Below are 22,412 nucleotides of genomic sequence, written 5' to 3'. Positions count from 1 at the left end.
CGGCTGCGGTCGCTGGCTAGGCTCTGCGCGTGGCCACCCTCAACGAGGTCCTCTCCTCCTCGACCGACCTCGCCCCGCAGGAGGTCGAGTGGCTGCAGCTGCTGGTGGGGGACTGGCAACTGATCTCCGACCTGTCCTTCGCCGACCTCGTGCTGTGGGTGCCGGGTGGTCTCGAGGGGTGGCTGGCCGTGGCCCACGTCCGCCCCACGACGGGGCAGATGGTGTTCTTCGAGGACGTCGTCGGTCGCCGCACCCACCGTGGACGGCAGTCGCTGCTCGACCAGGCCTACCTCGACCGGCGCATCGTGCGGCAGAAGGACCCGATCTTCCGCGACGACATGCCCGTGCGCGAGGAGGCGATCCCGGTCGTCAAGGACGGCCGGGCGCTGGCCGTCATCACCCGCCACACCAACCTCGCGGCCATGCGCACCCCCAGCCGGCTCGAGCTGACCTACCAGGCGCTCGCCGACTCCCTCGCCCGCATGATCGCGGCCGGGGAGTTCCCCAACGTGTCGGCCCCGACAGGGCAGCGGCGCGGCGCGCCCCGGGTCGGTGACGGGGTCATCCGACTCGACGTCAACGGGATCGTCACCTACGCCAGCCCCAACGCCCTGTCGGCCGTGCACCGCCTCGGCCACGTCGGGGACGTCATCGGCGAGCTGCTCGCCAAGGTCGTGGCCGACCTGCTGCGCGACGAGTCGCCGGTCGACGAGTCGCTGGCCGTCGTCGTCACCGGCCGGGCTCCGTGGCGCACCGAGGTCACGAGCCGCGGGGTGAGCGTCTCGATGCGCGCGATCCCGCTGACCGAAGGGGGTCACCGGGTGGGGGCGCTCCTGCTGCTGCGCGACGTGTCCGAGCTGCGGCGCCGCGAGCAGGAGCTGATGACCAAGGACGCGACGATCCGCGAGATCCACCACCGGGTGAAGAACAACCTGCAGACCGTGGCGGCGCTGCTGCGGCTGCAGGCCCGGCGCCTGCCCGAGGGCGAGACGGGCCGCGTCGCGCTCGAGGAGGCCGTGCGGCGGGTCGGCGTGATCGCGCTCGTGCACGAGACGCTCAGCCAGGGGTTCGACGAGACGGTCGACTTCGACGACATCGCCGTGCGGGGGCTGCAGGCCATCACCGAGGTGGCCAAGGCCGAGGAGCCGATCACCTCACGGGTCGAGGGGTCCTTCGGCATGGTGCGCGCGGAGGACGCCACGGCCATGGCCATGGTGCTGTCCGAGCTGGTGCAGAACGCCGTGGAGCACGGTCTGGCCCCCGCCGGGGGCGGCACCATCACCGTCGAGGCGCAGCGGTCCGCCGACGACAAGGGGGACGACCTGCTGACCGTCACCATCACCGACGACGGGATCGGCCTGCCGGAGGGCTTCCGGCCCGGCGGCTCGGGCCTCGGGACCCAGATCGTCACCTCGCTGGTGCAGGACCTGCGGGGCCGGATCATCTGGGAGAAAGCCGAGCCGCGGGGGACGCGGGTCCGGCTGGTGGCCAGGCTGCGTCCCCTGGGCCGCGACGGCGGCTGACCGCGGCGGTCGCGTCAGCCGCGGGGGCCTCTCGTCTCCGTGGGCGGGGCTAGGGCTGCGGCCGGCAGCAGGACCAACAGGGGGTTTCAGCCGGCGCGGCGGGGGGTTTCAGCCGGCGCGGCGCGCGCGAGCGTTGCGGCGCTTGAGGGCGCGACGCTCGTCCTCGGACATGCCACCCCAGACACCGGCGTCCTGGCCGGACTCCAGCGCCCACTTCAGGCAGGTGTCGATGACCTCACACCGACGGCAGACAGCCTTGGCCTCCTCGATCTGGAGGATGGCCGGGCCGGTGTTCCCGATGGGGAAGAACAGCTCGGGGTCCTCGTCGAGGCAGGCAGCGCGGTCGCGCCAGTCCATGAAGATCGTGCTCCTTGTGATGCAGGGGGTGTAGCGGGTCCGGGGCGCGCGGCCCAGGATGCGGACCACACGGCACGGCCGCTTCGTTGCGGGGTGTGCTGGGGTCGTGCTCGCCGGCGCCCGGAGGTGTTGCCGTCCGATTTTGGCGCAGGCAGAAACGCGTGCGGGGTCCATTGTGGAGGTGTAGGGGCACCTGTGCCAACGGCAACACCCACGTTTCTGTTCCAGCCTCACAGACGTGGGGGCATTTGTGGAGGGTTGCCGGCAAGTAACCGGCTTGTGACGGTGAGGTTTTGCTCACATCGCGGACAGATGCAGCGGCCTGCCTAGTGCGAGCGCACCAGACGGCGGGTCGCCGGGTCGTACTGTGAGCCGCGTGAGCGACGTCCCCCCTGCTGCCGCACCCGCGTCCGCCCCCTCGCGGCGCGACCCGTTCCGACTCCTCGCGGCCGCCCTCTGCGGCCTGCAGGCCCTCGTGCTGCTCGGGTTCTGCGCCTTCTACCTCTGGGAGCTGGCGCAGGGGGCCGGTGACGACCCGACGAGGGTGGTGATGTCGATCGTGCTCATCGCCGTGTTCGCCGTTCTCCTCGGCGTGCTGGGCCGTGGCTGGCTGCAGGGCGCGAACTGGCCCAACACCCCGACGATCGTGTGGAACGTCCTCCTGCTGCCGGTCGCCTGGTCCCTGTTCCAGGCCGGGCGAGGGGTGCTCGCGCTCGCGCTGGCGGTCGTGGGCGTCCTCGGTGTCGTGGCCGCAGCCCGGGCCGACACCAGGGACCGAGCCGCCTGACCTTCGCCCACGTCCTAGGGTCAGCGCATGTGGGCGTCCGCGAAGGCGCTCATCGGTTCCCCCCTTCCTGCCTGCAGTCCACACCATCCTTGACGGCTGCAGCGGGATCTCCGGGTGGAACCTGTCCGGGACAACCTTCACCGGGGGTGGCTGCGGGCAGCTCGGGCACCCCCCGCGGAGGGGCGCCGTCCGGCCGCTCAGGGGGTGCCCGGGTCCGCCAGCTGGATCGGGACGGCCGTGCCCCGGATGACGAGGACTCCCCGGCCGGGTGGGCACGGGCCGCCCGCAACAGGACGAACGCCGAGCAGGTCCGACTCGACCGGCCCGCAGCGGCCGAGCAGCAGGCCGGTGCGGTGACGCGCGACCTCGACCGCTGGCCCGCGGTACTGGGCTGCGAGCGCACCGGCATCGGCGCCGCACACGAGCAGTCCGTGGTCACGCTCGACAAGGGCCGAGATCTCGCGCAGGACGGGGTCGACGGGGGTGTCGACCAGGGTGTGCGCCTCGTCGACGACGACGACCAGGTCGCGAACGGCTCGACGCAGGTCGACGAGCGGTCGTGGGTCCAGCGGGTCGACGACGACCACCCCTTCCGGAGCCCTCGAGGCCAGCACGCTGCCCACGACCGCGACCCGGCGACGCTGTGCGGCTGCTCTCTGGGTGACGAGCTGCAGCGCGGTCGTGACCCCGCTGCGGGGCGCTCCGCACACCAACCAGCGACGGCCGTGCCGGTCGGGGTCCAGCCCGACGACTGCGCCCTCGTCCCCACCCAGGCCCAGGGCGAGGAGTCGGCGCGCCGAGCCTGCAGGTTGTTCGCACGCGTCGCCGGTCGGGGCAGCACCCGCGACCCGACCGTCCTCCACGGTGACCTCCGCGGCGGCGACCTGGACCGGGAGGGGGGCGATCCGGATCGGCGGTCGAGGCGTGGCCCCCGGCTCGCCCTCGGCCGGCTGCCACGGGTTTGGCACCGCGAGCTGGACCTCGGTCCCGTCGGGCAGCACGCCCCGCCCCGGGGGCTGGTGCCGCGGCAGGACCTTGGGGCTCAAGCCGACCAGGAGTGCGTCTGCCGGGTCCGCCTGCCGCAGGAGGACGCGGTGGGGTGCGGCGGTGGCCGTCCGCCCGACGAGCAGCGAGCGCCCGCCGGTGAGGGCCGCCGTCAGGCCGACGCCATCGCCCTCCCGCAGCAGGGCCAGCAGGCGGTCGCTGAGACCGCCGGCCGACACCTCGTCCGTGCGGCCCTGCAACAGGTCCCAGTCGTCGAGCAGCAGGAGGACGTCCGGCGGAACCTCGCTCGGAGCGGCGGCACGCCAGGCAGCCATGGACGAGTGGCGGGTCGCCGCGAGGTCCGCCCGGCGCCCCGCCATCGACTCCGCAAGCCTCTCGACGAGGCGGTGCAGACGAGGCAGGTCGTCCCAGGACACGTGCGCGCCGCAGTGGGGGAGGCCCTCGACGCCCGCGAGCGAGCCGCCGCTCACGGCATACACGTGCAGGTCGCGCGGTGGGAGCTGCGCGGTCGCCGTCGACGCCAGTCCGAGCAGCGCGGTGGTGCGCCCGCTCCCGCCGGCGCCGACGAACGCCCAGTGGCCGGGGGACGAGAGCTCGACGGTGAAGGGTTCCTGCGCCTGGTCGCCGGGACGGTCGGCCACTCCCAGCACCACGGCGGTCCCGGGTTGCCGTCGCACTGCCGGCGGCGGCAGCTGCAGCAGGTCCGGCAGCGGCGGCAGCCAAGCAGGGGGAGCCGGGGGCACCTGGAGACGGTGGGCGGCGCCCCGGGCTGCCTGCACGAGGACCTCCAGCTCGGTCGGACCCTCGCCGTCGGCATCCGCACCCGCGGAGCCGGGTGGGGAGCCCACGTGGACCGTGGTCGGGCGGGTGGCGACGCTGGTGGCACGAACGGGCTCGCGTGCCGGGCCCACGGGTCGCCCCAGCCGGAGGTCGCGGACCCGGATGCCGTTCGACGGCGGTGACGGCGCGGGCCCGCCCACGTGGGCGGCCTGGAAGGGAACGGGCGCTGCGCCGCCGGCCGAGACCAGCGCCCGACCGGGGCACGTGGGCGGGATCCGCGCCGCCTCGGTGGTGCCGACGACGTCCTGGGACTCGGTGTCGTCGCGCATCCTCAGCGCGATGCGCAGGTTGACGTTGGCCTTGATGTCGGCCGTCACGACCCCCGCCGGTCGCTGGGTGGCCAGGACCACGTGCACGCCGAGCGACCTGCCCAGGGCCGCGAAGCGCACCATGCCGTCGACGAACGCGGGCAGCTCGTCGGCCAGGGCCCGGAACTCGTCGACCACCACCACCAGCCGGGCCAGCGGCTGGGCCCTGGAGGCCTGGTGACGCTGGTATGCCGCGAAGTCCGGGACACCCGCCGCGTGCAACACCTGCTCGCGCCGCTTCAGCTCCGCCGACAGCGAGGCGAGCGCTCGGTCGGCGAGGTGCTCGTCGAGGTCGGTGACGAGCCCGCTCACCTGGGGGAAGTCCGCGCACTCGCGGAAGGCGGCCCCGCCCTTGTAGTCGACCAGCACGAGCGAGAGCCGGTCAGGTCGGGAGTGCACCGCCATGGAGGCGACCAGCGTGCGCAGGAACTCGGACTTGCCGGCCCCGGTGGTACCACCGACCAGCGCATGGGGGCCGTCCACCGCGAGGTCCAGGACCAGCGCGCCGTCGGGGCCTGCTCCGACGGGTACCGCGGTGACGGCGGGGTCGGCCTCCCACCGGGCCGCGAGTGCGGCGGCGTCCCACGTGTCCGTCCCGAGGGCTGTGGCCAGGGACAGGTGCTCGGGCAGGGCTGCGTCGCCGGCGACGGGGGTGGCGTCGCGCAGCGGCGCCAGCCCCCGGCTCAGGCGGTCGGCCCACCACGCACCCACGCGGTCGACCACCACGTGCTGCTGCTCGGTGCCCGGGAGCTCGAGCCGCGGGAGGGCCGGTCGGGCGAGGTCGAGGACGGCTGCGCACCCCGCAGGGAGGGCGCCACGCTCCGGCGCCAGCACCAGCGCGACCAGGCCCGCGGCCGCTCCCTGTGCGAGGACCTCGGCGAGGCCGGGGACCTCCGCCAGGTCTGCGCCGCCGTCCACCACGAGCACCGTCCACGGACCGTGGTGGCTCTCGCCGGGCGACGCTCCGCCGTGGCGCCGCCCGGCCGCCGCCGGCTCGCCGAGCCGGGACACCACAAGGGTCGCCTCGGCGCGTCCGACGGCCAGGGCCCCGTCACGCAGCGCGCCGTCGTCGCCACGCAGGTGGGGGAGCCGCGCCATCCACTCCCAGTCCGTGGCGTGCTCCTCGTCGGTGAGCAGGGTCAGCCGCACGTCTGCCGGCGAGTGCAGGGTGGCGACCTGCCCGATGACGGAGCGGGCCAGCCCGAGGACGTGCTCGCGTGCACCGCAGAGGCCGGCCGTGCCCACGGTGGGCCATGCCAGCACGCTCGGCACCCCCGTGAGGACGACGTGGTCGGGACCCGCGTCTCCCTGCGGCCGGATGACGCGGGTGCCGGACGGCCGGTCGCACGTCCCGAGCGAGATCCGCAGGAAGTCGCGGTCGTGGCGGCGGCGCTCCCAGATCCCGGCGGTCGGGCCGCACGCCGTGGCCAGGACGGCAGCCGGGTCGGGATGGGCGCGTCGCAGCTCCGCAGCCTCCTGCCCGGCGACCTCGTCCACGCGGGCCAGCGCCTCGGCCAGGCGGCGCGCGTGCTGTGCCGACTCCTCGGCATACCGGCGGCGCGCGCCGAACCGGTCGGTCAGGGTCGTCCCCGCCATGACCGCGGGACCCATCACGGCGAAGGCGAGCATCATCGGCCCGAAGAAGGCGGCCATCGCCGCGGCGAACGGGATGGGCAGGAGCATGGCCACCCACGGGACGCGGATGCGGCGGGGCGCGTCGGGCGGGGCCGGCAGGGCGATCGCGGTGGGGACGGCGGGGTCGAGCACGCGGGGGCGACGGTTGACCGCGGTCGTGCCGTCCGGCCTGGGTCGGGTGGTGGCGGGGACGTCCGGAGCCGGGCCCAGCCGGAGCACCGATGCACCCGCCGTGACGAGCGCGCCGGACCGGGCGGTGCGCGGGCCCTCGCCCAGCCGTTCCCCGTCGAGGCGGGTGCCGTTGGTGGAGCCGAGGTCTGCGACCTGGACCCCGTCGGAGGACACGTGCAGCTCGGCGTGCACGCGGGACAGCCCCGGGTCGTCCAGGCAGATGTCGGCGTCGCGCGAGCGGCCGATGGTGAGGGTGCCGGGCTGGAGCTCCAGGGTGCGCCCGGCGTCCGGACCGTGCGCCACGGACAGCTGCACCGGGCTGCGCGGTGCGGGCCGGTGCTCGCCCGCGGTCCGCGCGCCATCGAGCGTGAGGGCCGCGCCGTCGACGAGGGGCGCCACCCCGACCAGCGACGACGAGGGCACCGGCCGGCCGCGACTGGACAGGTCGTCGCCGGCCACGCCGAGGTGCGTGGAGAGCGCCCGCGCCAGCTCGCCGGCGGTGCAGCCGGACACGGCCTCGACCTCGAGCTCGTGCGTGGACGGCGCATGTCCGGTGTCCTGGACGGACACGGTGAGGCGAAGGCGCATGGCCCGACGCTAGGTGCGCGACCGGGCACGGCTCGGTGCTCCTCCACCGCCTGTGGATGACCTGAGGCGGTCCGCGGCGATCCGCCCTAACATGCGGCGTACGTCCGGAAGGTCCGAGGAGGGACCCACGCCAGGGGGTTGGCGGGATACCCGGACGGCGAAGGGGGGAGTCCTGGGTGGATGCCGTGACCACCGTCGAGTCCGAGGTCCGTGAGCTGATCCGCCGCTCCGGCCTGGACCCGGCGCGCGACGTGCGCGAGCTCGACCGGCTCGTGCGCGAGGCCGTGGCCGACTACGACGAGCGCTCGCTCCACGGCGGCCTGCCCTCCCTGACCAACGTCGAGGACGCCGTGAAGTCGGTGCTCGACGCGGTGGCCGGGTACGGCCCGCTCCAGCCGTACTTCGACGACCCCGAGGTCGAGGAGATCTGGATCAACGAGCCCACCAAGGTCTTCATCGCCCGTGGTGGCGTGGCCGAGCTGACCACCACGTTCCTGACGCCCGACCTCGTCCAGGACCTCGTCGAGCGGATGCTCAAGACGAGCGGGCGCAGGGTCGACCTGTCGAGTCCGTTCGTCGACGCCGTGCTGCCCGACGGGTCCCGGTTGCACGTCGTGATCCCCGACATCACCCGTCGCCACTGGTCGGTCAACATCCGCAAGTTCGTCGTGCGGGCCAGCCACCTCGACGACCTGGTGGGGCTCGGCACCCTGACGCCGCAGTGCGCCCGTTTCCTCGGCGCCGCCGTCGCGGCCGGGCTGAATGTCCTCGTCGCCGGCGGCACGCAGGCTGGCAAGACCACGTTGCTCAACTGCCTCAGCTCGGCCATCCCCCCGCGCGAGCGCGTCGTCACGTGCGAGGAGGTGTTCGAGCTCAAGATCCCCCTGCGCGACGTGGCGTCGATGCAGTGCCGCCAGCCGAGCCTCGAGGGCACCGGCGAGATCCCGCTGCGACGGCTCGTCAAGGAGGCGCTGCGGATGCGGCCCTCCCGCATCATCGTCGGCGAGGTCCGCCAGGCGGAGAGCCTCGACCTGCTGATCGCCCTCAACAGCGGGCTCCCCGGCATGTGCACCATCCACGCCAACAGCGCCCGCGAGGCCATCACGAAGATGTGCACGCTGCCGCTCCTGGCGGGGGAGAACGTCGGCAGCCGGTTCGTCGTCCCCACGGTGGCGGGGTCGATCGACCTGGTCGTCCACGTCGCCCTCGAGCACGACGGCGTGCGTCGCGTCCGTGAGGTCGTGGCGGTCCCGGGCCGGGTCGAGGGCGACGTCGTGGAGACGGCCGACATCTTCAGCCAGCGTGACGGCGTCCTGCGCAGGGCCGACGGCTTCCCGCCGCACCCCGAGCGGTTCCGGCGTGCGGGCTACGACCTCGCGGCCCTGCTGGGGAGGGACTGACGTGACCGGGATCCTCGTGGGCCTGCTGCTCGGGTGTGGCCTGTTCTGCGTGTGGTGGTCGATGTGGGTGCCGTCCGAGCCGGTCCGCACCGGTCCGCGACGCACGACGGTGGGGGACCGGCTGCGCGACGAGCTGGTGCAGGCCGGGTACGAGTCGGTGGGTCCGCGCAGCCTGGTCACGGGGTGCGCCGTGGCGTTCGTGGTCGTCCTGCTGCTCGTGCTCGCGACCACGTCGGTGGCGCCGGTCGCGCTGTGCTTCGCGCTGATGGCGGGGTATGCGCCGCTCGCCCTCGTGCGGTCGCGGGCCCGGCGCCGCCGGGCGAGCCTGCGGGAGCTGTGGCCCGACGCGGTCGACAACATCGCCTCCGGCGTGCGGGCCGGGCTCGCCCTGCCCGAGGCCCTGGGCCAGCTGGGGCGGCGCGGGCCGGAGGAGCTGCAACCTGCCTTCGCCGCGTTCGCCGAGGACTACCGCACGACCGGCCGGTTCCAGGACTGCCTCGACCGGCTCAAGGAGCGCCTCAGCGACCCCGTCGGGGACCGGCTCGTGGAGTCCCTGCGCATCGCCCGGGAGGTGGGTGGCAGCGACCTCGGCCGCCTGCTGCGCACCCTGTCGACGTTCCTTCGCGAGGACGCCCGCACCCGGGCCGAGCTCGAGACGCGGCAGGGCTGGACGGTCAACGCCGCCCGGCTCGCGGTGGCCGCGCCGTGGGTGGTCCTCGCGATGCTGGCGACCCGGCCGGAGTCGATCTCGGCCTACAGCACCACCACAGGTGCGCTCGTCCTCGCCGCGGGCGCGGCCGTGACCCTCGTGGCATACCGGCTCATGCTCCACATCGGGCGCCTCCCCGAGGACGAGCGGGTGCTGCGGTGACCGCGCCGGAGCACCTCGTGTCGTGGCCCGGAGCGCTCCTGGGGGCGGTCCTCGCGCTGGGCCTCGTCCTCGTCTGGAAGGGGCTGCCCCTCAACCGCCGCGCCACCCTCGACGACCGCCTGCTGCCCTACCTGCGCGACGCGCCCCGGCCGTCCCGGCTGCTGACCACCCGCCAGGTCGGTGGCGGCAGCGCCCTGGCCGAGCTCGCCCGGCCCGTCGTCGCCGGGCTGGGTGCCCGCCTCGAGCAGGTGCTCGGCGGGGCAGGCTCGGTGCGCCGCCGCCTGTTGCGGGCAGGGCGCAACCCCGAGGTCGAGCGGTTCCGCGCCGAGCAGGTGCTCTGGGGTGCCGGTGGCCTCGTGCTGGGGTCGGTGGCCGGAGCGGTGATGTGGCTCGGTGAGGGTGGCTCGGTCGTGCCGTCGGTCGTCGTCACGTTCTGCGGCGCGGGGGCAGGGGTCGTCGCCCGGGACCGCTGGCTGACCCGCGAGGCGGAACGGCGCGAGCAGCGGATGCTCGCGGAGTTCCCCACCGTCGCCGAGCTGCTGGCCCTCGCGGTCGGCGCCGGGGAGGGCGCGGTCGGCGCCCTCGAGCGCGTCTGCCGCCTGTCCCACGGCGAGCTGTCCGCAGAGCTCGCGCGCTGCCTGGCCGATGCCCGCGCCGGCGCGAACCTCCCGACCGCCCTCCAGGGCCTGGCCGACCGCACTGGTCTCACCAGCCTGGCCCGGTTCGTCGACGGGATGATCATCGCCGTCGAGCGGGGGACGCCCCTCGCCGACGTGCTGCGCGCGCAGGCCCAGGACGTCCGTGAGACCGGCCGCCGGGCCGTGATGGAGGCCGGCGGGAAGAAGGAGATCGCGATGATGGTCCCGGTCGTCTTCCTCGTCCTTCCCGTCACCGTCCTGTTCGCCGTCTACCCGGGATTCGCGTTCCTGCGCTTCTCGATCTGAGGCGCTGTCGCGACGACAGCCGCCCTGACAGCCGCTACGAAAGGAAGACCGATGACCGTCCTCGCCAAGGCCCTGCTGCGCACGCAGTGGGCCCTCACCGACGTCGTGCGCCGTGGGGAGCGCGGCGACGTCCCGGGCTGGGTCATGATCACGCTGATGACCGCCGGGCTCGTCGCCGTCCTCTGGAAGGTCGCCGGCAACGAGCTCGAGGCCATGTTCCACCGCGCGATGTCCAGCGTCACGGGCTGACCGTGCCCCGACGCGTGGCCGGCTCGCGCCGGGGCCGCCGCCTCCACCCGCTCCACCCGCTCCACCCGCTCCACCCGCGTGGTGGCGAGGGCGGGGCAGCCGTCGTGGACTTCGTCCTGGTCGGGGTCGTGGTCACGGTGCTGTTCCTGGCCGTGTTCCAGCTCGGATTGGCGCTGCACGTGCGCAACACGCTCGTGTCCTGTGCCTCCGAGGGGGCGCGCTTCGGCGCGCGCGCGGACGTCGACCCCGGCGTCGGTGCCGACCGTGCGCGCGAGCTGATCTCGCAGTCGCTGTCCCCGCGGTTCGCCCGGGACGTCTCGGTGTCGGTCGGCCAGGCCGACGGGGTGTCGGTGGTCGTGGTCCGCGTCGTGGCGCCGTTGCCCGTCCTGGGGCCGCTCGGCCCCGACACGGGGCTCGACGTCGTCGGCCGTGCCTTCGAGGAGAGCCAGTGACGCTGCGTCCGCGACTCGTGCTGTCCCGCCTGCGCGTACGCGTCGCCGCCCGGCTCCGGGCGGGTGGTGAACGCGGAAGTGCCCTGGTCGAGTTCGTGTTCCTTGCCGTGCTCATGATGGTGCCGCTCATCTACCTCGTCATGGTGCTCGCGCGCCTGCAGGCCGGGTCGTATGCCGCGTCCGCCGCCGTCCGCGAGGCGGGCCGGGCGTACGTGACGGCGCAGCGACAGCAGGACGCCGGACCCCGGGCCGACGCCGCTGCCCGGATCGCCTTCGAGGACCAGGGTTTCGCTGGGGACGGCGTGCTGAGCATGAGCTGCGACGGCGACCCGTGCCTGCGTCCCGACGGCCGGATCACCATGCAGGCCACGGTGACCGTGCCCCTGCCGCTGGTACCGGCGTTCGCCCGCGACGTCGTCCCGCTCGAGGTCCCGGTCACCGCCAGCCACGTGGCGGTGGTCGACCGCTTCCGGGGCGCGCCATGAGCGCCACGGGTCGGGGGCGCGCCGTGAGCGCCACCGGTCGGCGCGCTCGGCTCCTGCGCGACGCCCGCGCGCGCCTCCGTCGGCGCAGCGCCGCAGGCGAGTCCGGACAGGTGACCCTGCTCATCCTCGGGTACACCCTCGTGGCGGCCCTGCTGATCATGGGGACGGTGGCGGTGACCTCGGCGCAGCTGTCCCGTGTCCGGCTCCTCGACGCCGCAGACGGCGCTGCCCTCGACGCGGCCGACTCCCTGGACCTCGGGGCCTACCGGTCCGGCCTCGACGACGCGGTCGCGGTGAGCGACGACACCGTGCGCCGCACGGCCACGGACTACCTCGCCGAGCGTCCGCTGCCGCCGGCCATGCGGGCCTGGCAGGTGTCCGCCGGTACGGGCAGCCCCGACGGGCAGACGGCGGTCGTCCGGCTCACTGGCGAGGCCGACCTGCCCTTCGTCGGGCCGCTGCTCGACGCCTTCGGGAGCTCGGTCACGATCACGGTCGAGTCCCGGGCGCGGGCCGACCTCGAGCCGGCTCCCTAGGCGGAACTCCGCGCCCAGCGTTGCCCCAAGGACCTTGGCCCCTGTGACCCCCGGGGGTGCCGGAACAGCGTGGTGGGAGCGGCGCACCGCGCCGAGTGCAGGGACTGCCGACGAAGGAGACGTCATGACGACCATGTCCAAGGAGCGGGCCACGCACCTGCACATCCCCGGCTACCTCGAGACGTACGAGCAGGACATCGACGGCTGGACCGTCTCGATGGAGCGCACGCTCACGGACCTGGACCTCGCGCCGTTCTACCGCGGCGCCGAGGGCGACCTGTGCCAGGCCCACCACGTCGGGTACGTGATCAAGGGCAAGTTCGGCATCCGGGCCGCCGACGGCACGGAGGAGGTCTACTCGGTCGGGGACGCCTTCGTCATCCAGCCGGGCCACACGCCCGTGCAGTACGCCGGCGGCCAGTACGTCGCGTTCACACCCACGCCCGAGGCCCGGGCCCAGGCGGCCGTCATCATGCCGAACATCGTCCGCTACGCGCAGGAGCACGGCATCGAGCTGCCGGCCGAGCTCCGCCCCAGCTGACCGGGTTCCGCACCGGCCGGCCGCGCTCTGCCCCGGCTGACCGCGCTCCGCCCCGGCTGACCGCGCTCCGCCCCAGCTGACCGCTGCCGCCCTAGGCTTCCCGTGACATCCGGAAGTCCAGTCGCTCCGGCACGGGCTCGCCCGGCCGCAGCACGTGCCACAGCTCGGCGGTGGGGATGTCGCCCTCGGCGAGGTCCGGCACCTCCAGGGTGTCGAGCAGCTCCAGCGCGGCCTCGTGGTCGCCGCGCGCGACGAGCGCCTGGGCGAGCAGGAGCTGCGTGCGCCCGTGCCCGCGCAGGTCCTCGGGCATGCCCTGCGCCGCCTCCACCAGCGCGTCCGGCCGCTCCGCCGCGAGCAGCGCCGCGAGGCGCTCGGTCCACAGCTGCCGGTCGTGCGGCGCCAGCCCGACCGCCCGCGCGTAGAGCGAGTCCGCCTCGTCGGCGTCCGTCGCCAGCACCGCGAGTCCCCGCAGTGCCGGTGCCGTGGGACGGATCCGGACGCTGCGCTCGTATGCCGCGCGGGCGGCGTCGAGCTCGCCGCGGGCGTGGTGCCCGACGGCGAGTGCGTAGGCCAGCCACCACCCGGTGCGCGTGCCCGCACGGGTCGTACGGGCGGCCGCCTTCGTCTCAGCGACGGCGTCGTCGCCCGCCTCACCCGCGTCCGCCGCACCGTCGTCGGCGGCGGCAAAGGCAGGCGTCCACCGCGTCGAGACCGGCGGGATGGTCGGCGCGTCGGCCGGCACGTCGTCCAGCGCAGCACGGTCCCCGGCCGCGAACCGTGCCAGTGGGGCGCTCGCGTCCTGCACGGCAGGGAAGGCCAGCCCAGCGGGCGCCTCCTGGCCACGCAGGACCAGCTCGGCGTGCCCCCAGCCCGAGCCCGTCTGCACCAGCTCGCCCGGCGGGAGCTCGGCCACCTCCGCCAGCCACCGCGCGTGCAGCTCCTCGAGCTCCGCCGGCGGCACCGTCGCGTGCACGGCGGCCCGCGCGGACTCGGACGCCGCGGCATACTCGCCGCCGGCCTGCGCCGGGTCGAGGTCGACCGCGACGAACGCCTCGGTCCACGACCTCGTCGCGCCGCCGTCGATGACGTCGTGCTCGAGCTGGGTCTGGCAGACGCCGGCCTGGATCTCGAGGTAGCGGGTCTCGGGGGTGCTCAGCCACTCCTGCCAGCGCCGCCCACCCGGCCCGGTGCCCCACAGGAAGAGCTTGCGACCCGTGAGCTCGCCGGTCGAGGTCTGGGCGAGACCCCGCCCGTCGGGCTCGACGGCGCAGACCAGCCGCCCCTGCTGGTCGGCGACCTCGTAGAAGTAGTCCGCGGCATACGTCGATGCCTGCGGCCGGCTGATGTCGACGTCGCCGTCGGGGAAGGGCACGTCGACCCGGTCCAGCATCCCCGTGTAGTCGGTGCGCCACGCGTGCGTGGCGGGCACGAGCACGCGCGTCCCCGGCGTCTCGGGCACGGCGATGTTCGTCCACCAGTAGAGCGGCTTGGGCTCGGGGTCGGGGTTGACGACGCGCGTCGAGGCGAGCAGGCGGGTGCCGTCGAGCCGCAGGTCCACCTGCATGACGAGGTCGCGCGTGCGCTCCCACTCCCACAGGCGCACGACCGGGCCGTCCGGGCCCTCGACCACGGCGGCGTGCACCGGGCGCGAGGACAGGGTGGTGTGGCCGGTGGACCCGAGGTTCCACTCGATGCCGCCGGCGAACCACGCGTCGGTGAGGCCGAAGTTGGCGAACCGCAGCCGCGGGTTGACGAAGAGCAGCTCCCGGTCGCGGGTGTGGTCGACCAGCGACCAGACGCGCCCGCCGAGGCCCGGCAGCACGGTCGCCGTGACCAGCCCGTTGGACAGCTCGAGCGCCGGCACCTCGAGGTCCGTGGTGTCCCGGTCGTAGTCGCTCTGGATGCCGTACGGCAGCGGGCTGCCCAGCCGGCCCCGGCCGACGCGCTCGCGCATCTGCGCCGACGCCGCCTCGGCGAGCCTCGGGACGACGCTGCGACGCACGTGCTTCAGTGGCGGCAGCTGTCCTTCCGGGCCGGGGAGAGAGCCGCGCACGGGGAGCGAGAGGACACGGACACGCGCCGGTCGGGGGGTGTCTGGCATGAGCGCACCCTGATCGATATTGATTGGTTCTGTCAATGTTATTGACACAACCAATCACGCGCACCACGATGTGGGGATCATGCCGAGCGGTGGCCAATGGCGGTCAGCCGATACGTGGAGGTAGGGAAAACTGATGGATCTACGTGGTGAGCAGGTCGAGCGGCGCACGATTCTGCGCCTGGCCTTCGCGGCAGGCCTGGCCCTGCCGGCGGCAGGCGCGCTGGCGGGGTGTGCCACCGGTGGCGGGGGAAGCTCCAGCAGCAGCTCGGCCGCAGGCGGGACCAAGAGCGACAAGAACCCGTTCGGCATGGCCGACAAGTCCACCGTCGAGGCGGTGATCTTCAACGGCGGGTACGGCTACGACTACGTCACCTTCGCGGCCGACGTCATGCAGAAGAACCAGTCCGGCAGCAAGGTCACGGTCAAGCCCTCGACCCAGATCGCCCAGGAGCTGCAGCCGCGGTTCGTCGGCGGCAACCCGCCGGACCTCATCGACAACTCGGGCGCCAACGCGATCGGCCTCAACACCATCGCCGACCAGCTCGAGGACCTCAAGGACGTGTTCGCGGCCAAGAACCTCGAGGGCACCACCATCTCGGACACCCTGTACCCCGGTGTCGAGGCCCCCGGCACGATCAACGGCAAGCTGATCGCGATCAACTACGTCCAGACCGTGTACGCGATCTGGTACTCGGCGTCGCTGTTCGAGCAGAACGGCTGGACCCCGCCGAAGACGTGGGACGAGGCGATCGCGCTCGGCGAGAAGGCCAAGGCCAAGGGCAAGTACCTCATGCTCTGGGGCAAGGAGGCCGCGACCTACTACCAGACCCTCGCGATCGCCTCGGCGATCAAGGAGGGCGGCGACGACGTCCGCCTGTCGCTGGAGAACCTCAAGCCCGACTGCTGGTCCAAGCCGGCCGTGCAGGGTGTGTTCAAGGCCCTCGAGACCATCGTCAAGAAGGGCTACATGAAGCCCGGTGGTGGCGGCACCCAGTTCACCGCGGCGCAGGCCCAGTGGTCGAACGACCAGGCCGCCCTGCTCTACCCCTCGGGCTCGTGGATCGAGAACGAGATGAAGAAGCAGACCAAGGCCGACTTCAAGATGACCGGCGCCCCGGAGATGACCCTCACCTCCGGCTCCAAGATGCCGTACACCGCGCTGCACTCCGCGGCCGGTGAGCCCTTCATCGTGCCGAGCAAGGCCAAGAACGTCGCCGGTGGCAAGGAGCTCCTGCGGACCATGCTGTCCAAGGAGGCCGCGACCAACTTCGCCAAGACCAAGCTGTCCCCGACCATCGTCAAGGACACGGTCCCGGCGGACGGCTTCGGGTCCACCGCCCTGCAGTCGCAGGGCGCGATGCTCAAGGGCGCCGGCTCCGACGTGTTCACCTGGAACTTCGTCGACGTCTACGGCATGAACCAGGACATGCTCGTGCCGTGGAACGCCTTCCTCGCCGGCCAGATCGACGCCAAGGCGCTGACCAGCCAGCTGCAGAAGACCACCGACAAGGTCGCCAACGACCCGTCGGTCAAGAAGGTCGAGGTCAAGTGACGTCCCGCCCGGCCCGGCGCGGAACCCCCGTGGGGACCGCGCCGGGCCGGGCCGTCGCCTGACCGCAACCTGATCGAGAGGCCACCATGAGCGCAGTCGTCCCCTCAGCCCCGTCGACGGCAGTGGCCGCGGCCGCCAAGCGCCGGCGCCGACGGATGCCGATGTCCCGCCGGATCTTCGTCTTCGTGACCCTCGGCCTGCCGTTCGCGTTCTACGCGGTGTTCGTCCTGTGGCCGTTCGTCCAGGCGTTCATCTACAGCCTGACCAACTGGAGCGGCTTCTCCGACACCTTCCAGTTCGTCGGCATCAACAACTACAAGGCGCTGCTGCAGGACGACATCTTCCTCAAGGCGGTCCGCAACAACCTGCTGCTCGCGATCGTCGTGCCGCTCGGCACCATCGTGCTGTCGCTGGCGCTCGCGACGATGGTCACCGTCGGCGGCTCCAGCACGGGCTCCGTCCGTGGCCTGTCGCGCTCGTCGTTCTACCGGATCGTCTCGTTCTTCCCCTACACGATCCCGGCCATCGTCATCGGCCTCATCTGGTCGCAGATGTTCGACCCGTCGGCCGGCCTGGTCAACGGCCTGCTGACCGGCGTCGGCCTCGACCACTTCAAGTCCTTCGCCTGGCTGGGCGAGGTCAGCACCGCGATGCCGGTGACGATGTTCGTCATCATCTGGGGCTTCGTCGGCTTCTACATGGTGCTGTTCATCGCGGCCATCAAGGGCATCCCGGCCGAGCTGTACGACGCGGCCCGCGTCGACGGGGCCGGCCGGTTCCGGATGACGATGATGGTGACGATCCCCATGGTGCGCGAGACCGTGCAGACGGCCTACATCTACCTCGGCATCCTCGCCCTCGACGCCTTCGTCTACATGGCCGCCCTCAACCCCAGCGGCGGCCCGCAGAACTCCACCCTGACGATGACCCAGGACCTGTTCAACACCGCGTTCAAGAAAGGCCAGTTCGGCCTCGCGAGCGCCATGGGTGTCGTCCTCGCGGTGCTGACGCTGCTCTTCGCGGCGATCGTCTTCCTCGTCAACCGACTCACCAAGGGGAAGGACCGCTGATGAGCGTCGCGAACCCGCCGCGGACCCCGCGCACCCAGGCTCCCGAGGCCGCGGCCGCCCCGACCGCCTCGCCCCTGTCCACGGGCGACCGCACCGTGACGGTGGTCTCGCACGTCGTCCTGACGCTGTGGTCGATCATCGTGATCCTGCCGCTGGTCTGGGTCTTCCTCTCCTCGTGGAAGACGACCGGCGAGATCTTCTCCTCGCCCCTGGCGCTGCCGCAGCACTGGAGCTTCGACAACTACATCGGCGCGTGGAACGACTCCCACATCGGCCGGTACATGCTCAACTCGGTCATCGTCGTGACCTCGGCGCTGGTGCTCGTCATGGTCCTGGGCTCGGCCGCGGCATACTCCCTGGCCCGCTACCCGTTCCCCGGCAGCGGCATCGTCTACTACCTGATCCTCGCCGGCCTGACCTTCCCGATCTTCCTGGCGATCGTGCCGCTGTTCTTCGTCCTGAAGAACACCGGCCTGCTCAACACGCTGCCCGGCCTCATCGCCACCTACGTCGCGTTCGCCTTCCCGTTCACGGTGTTCTTCCTCTTCCCGTTCTTCCGGGCGCTGCCGCAGGAGATCGCCGAGGCCGCCGAGCTCGACGGCGCGGGGGAGTGGCGCACCTTCGCCCAGGTCATGCTCCCCATGGCGCGGCCCGGGATCGTCGCCATCGCGATCTTCAACTTCCTCGGCCTGTGGAACCAGTTCCTGCTGCCCGTCGCCCTCAACACCAACGAGGACAACTACGTCCTGTCGCAGGGCATGGCGCGGTTCGCCTCCCAGGCGGGGTATGCCGTGGACTTCGGCCAGCTCTTCGCCGCCGTGGTCATCACGATCGTGCCGGTGCTCGTGGTCTACATCTTCTCCCAGCGCCAGCTCCAGGGCTCCCTCTCGCAGGGCACGCTCAAGTAGCGACGAGGGTCACCGCTCGCGCGGCGACGAGGGCGACCGGGCGGGTATGCCGCGAGCCCACCCCGCGGGGGCCGCGGGTGTGGTCAGCGCCACCCGACCGCGCGGTCCCGCCCCCGGGGAGCCGCACTAGAGTGGCTGGAGGTTGTTCCCCAACGGCGCTGGAGGCCTTTCGTCATGACAACTTCGCCTGACCGCACGGTGTCGGTGATCGTCGCGGGTGCCCGCACCCCCATGGGCCGGCTGCTCGGCTCGCTCAAGGACTTCTCCGGGGCCGACCTCGGCGCCGTCGCCATCAAGGGCGCGCTCGAGAAGTCGGGTGTCGCGCCCGAGCAGGTCGACTACGTGATCATGGGCCAGGTCCTGCAGGCCGGCGCCGGGCAGATCCCCGCCCGCCAGGCCGCCGCGAAGGCCGGCATCCCCATGACCGTCCCGGCGCTGACCATCAACAAGGTCTGCCTGTCCGGCATCGACGCGATCGCCCTGGCCGACCAGCTCATCCGCGCCGGCGAGTTCGACATCGTCGTCGCCGGTGGCCAGGAGTCGATGACCAACGCCCCGCACCTGCTGGAGAAGTCCCGCGAGGGCTACAAGTACGGCGACGTGACGATGCGCGACCACATGGCCTTCGACGGCCTGTGGGACGCGTTCACCGACCAGGCGATGGGCCTGCTGACCGAGCAGGCGAACAGCGGTGACCAGCAGTTCACCCGCGAGCAGCAGGACGAGTTCGGCGCCCGCAGCCACCAGCTCGCCGCGCGCGCGTGGAAGGACGGCCTCTTCGACGACGAGGTCGTGCCCGTTTCGATCCCGCAGCGCAAGGGCGACCCGATCGAGTTCAGGACCGACGAGGGCATCCGCGCCGACACCACGACCGAGACCCTCGGCAAGCTGCGTCCTGCCTTCAGCAAGGACGGCACCATCACCGCCGGCACCGCCTCGCAGATCAGCGACGGCGCCGCCGCGGTCGTCGTCATGAGCAAGGCCAAGGCGCAGGAGCTCGGACTCTCCTGGCTCGCCGAGATCGGCGCCCACGGCGTCGTCGCCGGCCCGGACTCCACGCTCCAGCAGCAGCCCGCCCGCGCCATCGTCAAGGCGTGCGAGAAGGAGGGCATCACGCCCGCCGACCTCGACCTCGTCGAGATCAACGAGGCGTTCGCCGCCGTCGGCCTCGCGTCGGCCAAGGAGCTCGGCATCGACCTCGACAAGGTCAACGTCAACGGCGGCGCCATCGCGCTCGGCCACCCCATCGGCATGTCCGGCGCCCGGATCGCCCTGCACCTCGCGCTGGAGCTCAAGCGCCGTGGCGGCGGCGTCGGTGCGGCCGCACTCTGCGGCGGCGGCGGCCAGGGCGACGCCCTCGTCATCCGCGTCCCGCAGGCCTGAGCCCGGTTCGCGCCGGCCCGACACCGCTCCCGCTCGGAGGACACCGCTTGGCTCCCCGCACCGTCGACGTCCCTGCCCTGGTCGAGTCGGCCAGGGCAGGTTCGCCCCGGGCCGTCGCCCGCCTCATCTCGCTGGTCGAGGACGCCCACCCCGCCCTGCGCGAGGTGATGGCGGCGCTGACCCCCCACACGGGGAACGCGCACGTCATCGGCATCACCGGCAGCCCGGGCGTCGGGAAGTCCACGTCGACGAACGCGCTGGTCACGGCATACCGCGAGCAGGGCAAGCGCGTCGGGATCCTGGCCGTCGACCCCTCGTCGCCGTTCTCCGGCGGCGCGCTCCTCGGTGACCGCGTGCGCATGCAGGACCACGCCCTGGACCCCCAGGTCTACATCCGCTCGATGGCCAGCCGCGGCCACCTCGGCGGACTGTCCTGGACGACGCCGCAGGCGCTGCGCGTGCTCGACGCCGCCGGCTGCGACGTCGTGCTGGTCGAGACCGTGGGGGTGGGGCAGTCCGAGGTGGAGGTCGCGGGTCTGGCCGACACGACGATCGTGCTGCTCGCGCCCGGCATGGGCGACGGCATCCAGGCCGCGAAGGCGGGCATCCTCGAGATCGGCGACGTCTTCGTCGTCAACAAGGCCGACCGCGAGGGCGCCGACGCCACGGTGCGCGACATCCGGCACATGATCAGCCTCGGGGACCGCACCGAGCCGGGCCTGTGGCGGCCGCCTGTCATCAAGACCGTTGCGGCACAGGGCCAGGGCGTCGACGAGGTGGTCGAGGCGATCGAGAAGCACCGGTCCTGGATGGAAGGCAACGGCACGCTGCGCCAGCGCCGGATCCGCCGTGCCGGCGACGAGATCGAGTCCATCGCGATCAAGTCCCTGCGCGAGAAGATGGGCGACCTGCGCCACGGAAACGGCGTCGATGAGCTCGCCGCCGCGGTCGTCGAGGGGCGCACCGACCCCTACACCGCCGCCGACCAGGTGGTCGCGGCGCTGGGCTGACCACCCAGGGCCGAGGTGTGGACGACGGCGCCCCGGGCAATAGGGTGATCCCCGGACCCGACGGAAAGGAACCCTGTGCCGCCCCAGGTGATCGCCGGACGCTACGAGGTGCTGCGTGCCATCGGCAGCGGCGGGATGGGCACCGTGTGGCTGTGCCGTGACACCGTCCTCGGCCGCGAGGTCGCGGTCAAGCAGATCGGTTCCCTGCCGGGTGACCCGGCCGCGCAGGCGCGGGCCATGCGCGAGGCGCGGATCGCCGCCTCGCTCAACCACCCCAACGCGGTGGGGGTCTTCGACGTCGTCGACCAGGACGACACGCACTGGCTCGTCATGGAGTACGTGCAGGGGCAGAGCCTCGCGGAGCAGATCCGCGACGAGGGCGCCCTGCCGGCCACCACGGTCGCCGGCATCGGTGCCGCGGTCGCCGGGGCACTGGCCCGCGCGCACGAGCGCGGCATCGTCCACCGCGACATCAAGCCCGGGAACATCCTCATGGACGGCTCGGGCACCCCCAAGATCAGCGACTTCGGCATCGCCCGCGCGCACGCCGACGACCAGCTCACGCAGACCGGCTTCATGACGGGCACCCCGGGCTACCTCTCGCCCGAGCTGGCGCGGGGTGGGGACCCGACGGCGGCCTCCGACGTGTGGGCTCTCGGCGCGACCCTCTACTACGCGGTGGAGGGCCAGCCGCCGTACGAGCCGAACGCGAACCCGCTCGCGACGCTGCAGGCCATCGCCAACGGGGAGGCGCGCCCGATGGAGCACGCCGGGCCGTTGGCGGGCGCGATCACGGCGATGATGGAGCACGACCCGGCCCGTCGCTGGGACATGTCCACCGCCAGCGAGCGGCTGCGCCGGGTCGCCGACGGCGACACCACGCTGGCGCTGCCCGCGGGGGCGATCCCCGGAGCCGCCGCGGCCGTGGGGGCCGGGGCCGCCGCCACCGAGCTCATCGCCGAACCGGTCGAGGGCACCCAGCGGATGGAGCAGGCACCCGTCGCCGCCCCGTATGCCGTGGAGCCCGAGCCGTACCCGGCCGGCCCGGTCCCGCCCGCGGGGCCGCGCGGCCCTCGCGACGACCGTGACGACCGGGGTGGGAACAAGGCCCTGCTCTGGCTCGTGGGCATCCTCGCGGTCGTGGCGCTCCTGCTGGCGGTCCTGTACGCCGTGACCGACGGCTTCGGCAGCAACACCCCGCAGACGCCGACGACGACCACCGTGACGGCTCCTGCGAAGACCGAGACGCCGTCGTCCTCGTCCTCCTCGTCGAGCTCCTCCAGCAGCAGCTCGAGCAGCACGACGACCACCCCGTCGACCACGACGACCACCACGACGTCCTCGGCCAAGGACGACAAGGCGCTCGCGGACTTCGTCAAGACCTACTACGCGGACGTCACCCAGGCCGACAAGCGCGACCAGACGTGGGCCGAGCTCACGCCGACCATGCAGGCATCCGCCGGCGGCCGCGACGGCTACGAGCAGTTCTGGTCGACGATCGACAAGGTCGACGTCGGCAAGACCTCGGCCGACGCCAAGGCCGGCGAGGTGCGGGTCGCCCTGACGTTCAAGACCAAGGACGGCAGGACCAGCAACGAGAACCACGTGCTCACGGTCGTCCGCAAGAGCGACTCGTGGCTCATCGACTCGGACTCGCAGGTCTAGCGAGGCCGCATGACCCCGGGAGGCGGGACAC

General features: G+C 73.0%; 19 protein-coding genes. 16 read left to right on the top strand and 3 right to left on the bottom strand.

The genetic code is table 11. The annotated features are described in order from the left end of the window. The first annotated feature begins 29 nt into the window (after positions 1-29). Positions 30-1,523, top strand: a complete 1,494-nt coding sequence (locus tag RKE38_RS02930; RefSeq protein ID WP_316005957.1) for a sensor histidine kinase — start codon at positions 30-32, stop codon at positions 1,521-1,523. Between the two features lie 108 nt (positions 1,524-1,631). Here RKE38_RS02930 and RKE38_RS02925 read toward each other — a convergent pair whose 3' ends face one another. Further along, on the bottom strand, positions 1,632-1,880 hold the full coding sequence (locus RKE38_RS02925) for a WhiB family transcriptional regulator (RefSeq protein WP_310149287.1): 249 nt from the start codon (positions 1,878-1,880) through the stop codon (positions 1,632-1,634). A 376-nt stretch (positions 1,881-2,256) separates the two neighbouring features. Between RKE38_RS02925 and RKE38_RS02920 the strand changes: the two genes are divergently transcribed. Next, positions 2,257-2,667 (top strand): hypothetical protein, encoded by a 411-nt coding sequence (locus RKE38_RS02920; protein WP_316005956.1) that lies wholly within the window; start codon positions 2,257-2,259, stop codon positions 2,665-2,667. A gap of 197 nt (positions 2,668-2,864) precedes the next feature. Here the strand turns inward: RKE38_RS02920 and RKE38_RS02915 are convergent, their stop codons facing one another. Beyond that, positions 2,865-7,214: an FtsK/SpoIIIE domain-containing protein gene (locus RKE38_RS02915; RefSeq protein WP_316005955.1), complete on the bottom strand. Its 4,350-nt coding sequence runs from the start codon at positions 7,212-7,214 to the stop codon at positions 2,865-2,867. Between the two features lie 176 nt (positions 7,215-7,390). On the opposite strand from RKE38_RS02915, the gene RKE38_RS02910 reads away from it, so the two are divergent. The 8 genes from RKE38_RS02910 (at position 7,391) to RKE38_RS02875 (ending at position 12,692) form a co-directional block, all read left to right on the top strand. Further along, entirely contained in the window at positions 7,391-8,614 is a 1,224-nt protein-coding gene (locus RKE38_RS02910) for a CpaF family protein (RefSeq protein ID WP_316005954.1), read from the top strand. 1 nt (position 8,615) lies between these two features. Continuing rightward, on the top strand, positions 8,616-9,485 hold the full coding sequence (locus tag RKE38_RS02905; protein WP_316005953.1) for a type II secretion system F family protein: 870 nt from the start codon (positions 8,616-8,618) through the stop codon (positions 9,483-9,485). Then, entirely contained in the window at positions 9,482-10,429 is a 948-nt protein-coding gene (locus RKE38_RS02900) for a type II secretion system F family protein (RefSeq protein WP_316005952.1), read from the top strand. Before RKE38_RS02905 ends, RKE38_RS02900 begins: the two co-directional genes overlap by 4 nt. A 51-nt stretch (positions 10,430-10,480) precedes the next feature. Beyond that, positions 10,481-10,678: a hypothetical protein gene (locus tag RKE38_RS02895; protein ID WP_316005951.1), complete on the top strand. Its 198-nt coding sequence runs from the start codon at positions 10,481-10,483 to the stop codon at positions 10,676-10,678. A gap of 2 nt (positions 10,679-10,680) precedes the next feature. Then, a complete protein-coding gene (locus RKE38_RS02890) occupies positions 10,681-11,130 on the top strand; it encodes a TadE/TadG family type IV pilus assembly protein (RefSeq protein ID WP_316005950.1) in 450 nt (149 codons plus the stop codon). Next, the gene (locus RKE38_RS02885; protein WP_316005949.1) at positions 11,127-11,615 is read left to right on the top strand and encodes a pilus assembly protein; all 489 of its coding nucleotides are present in this window, start codon (positions 11,127-11,129) and stop codon (positions 11,613-11,615) included. Before RKE38_RS02890 ends, RKE38_RS02885 begins: the two co-directional genes overlap by 4 nt. Positions 11,616-11,638: 23 nt before the next feature. After that, positions 11,639-12,151, top strand: a complete 513-nt coding sequence (locus RKE38_RS02880; protein WP_316005948.1) for a pilus assembly protein TadG-related protein — start codon at positions 11,639-11,641, stop codon at positions 12,149-12,151. A gap of 124 nt (positions 12,152-12,275) precedes the next feature. Beyond that, a complete protein-coding gene (locus tag RKE38_RS02875) occupies positions 12,276-12,692 on the top strand; it encodes a hypothetical protein (protein WP_316005947.1) in 417 nt (138 codons plus the stop codon). Positions 12,693-12,783: 91 nt separating this feature from the next. Here the strand turns inward: RKE38_RS02875 and RKE38_RS02870 are convergent, their stop codons facing one another. Beyond that, positions 12,784-14,793 (bottom strand): DUF5107 domain-containing protein, encoded by a 2,010-nt coding sequence (locus RKE38_RS02870; RefSeq protein ID WP_316005946.1) that lies wholly within the window; start codon positions 14,791-14,793, stop codon positions 12,784-12,786. A gap of 133 nt (positions 14,794-14,926) precedes the next feature. On the opposite strand from RKE38_RS02870, the gene ngcE reads away from it, so the two are divergent. The 6 genes from ngcE (at position 14,927) to RKE38_RS02840 (ending at position 22,381) form a co-directional block, all read left to right on the top strand. After that, positions 14,927-16,345, top strand: coding sequence for an N-acetylglucosamine/diacetylchitobiose ABC transporter substrate-binding protein (gene ngcE / locus RKE38_RS02865; protein WP_316005945.1), 1,419 nt, complete (start codon positions 14,927-14,929; stop codon positions 16,343-16,345). A gap of 86 nt (positions 16,346-16,431) precedes the next feature. Beyond that, complete coding sequence (locus RKE38_RS02860; protein ID WP_316005944.1) at positions 16,432-17,415, top strand: sugar ABC transporter permease; 984 nt, start codon at positions 16,432-16,434, stop codon at positions 17,413-17,415. After that, positions 17,415-18,323, top strand: a complete 909-nt coding sequence (locus tag RKE38_RS02855; protein ID WP_316005943.1) for a carbohydrate ABC transporter permease — start codon at positions 17,415-17,417, stop codon at positions 18,321-18,323. Before RKE38_RS02860 ends, RKE38_RS02855 begins: the two co-directional genes overlap by 1 nt. Before the next feature lie 174 nt (positions 18,324-18,497). Beyond that, on the top strand, positions 18,498-19,706 hold the full coding sequence (locus RKE38_RS02850) for an acetyl-CoA C-acetyltransferase (RefSeq protein ID WP_316005942.1): 1,209 nt from the start codon (positions 18,498-18,500) through the stop codon (positions 19,704-19,706). A 47-nt stretch (positions 19,707-19,753) separates the two neighbouring features. Beyond that, complete coding sequence (meaB, locus tag RKE38_RS02845) at positions 19,754-20,716, top strand: methylmalonyl Co-A mutase-associated GTPase MeaB (RefSeq protein WP_316005941.1); 963 nt, start codon at positions 19,754-19,756, stop codon at positions 20,714-20,716. Positions 20,717-20,791: 75 nt separating this feature from the next. Continuing rightward, positions 20,792-22,381: a serine/threonine-protein kinase gene (locus RKE38_RS02840; RefSeq protein ID WP_316005940.1), complete on the top strand. Its 1,590-nt coding sequence runs from the start codon at positions 20,792-20,794 to the stop codon at positions 22,379-22,381. The last annotated feature ends 31 nt before the right edge of the window (positions 22,382-22,412 follow it).

Source organism: Phycicoccus sp. M110.8, assembly GCF_032464895.1.
In the GTDB taxonomy this organism is placed as follows: Bacteria; Actinomycetota; Actinomycetes; order Actinomycetales; family Dermatophilaceae; genus Pedococcus.
Note: the sequence above shows the minus strand (reverse complement) of the source record. Positions and strands in the feature narration are given on the sequence as shown.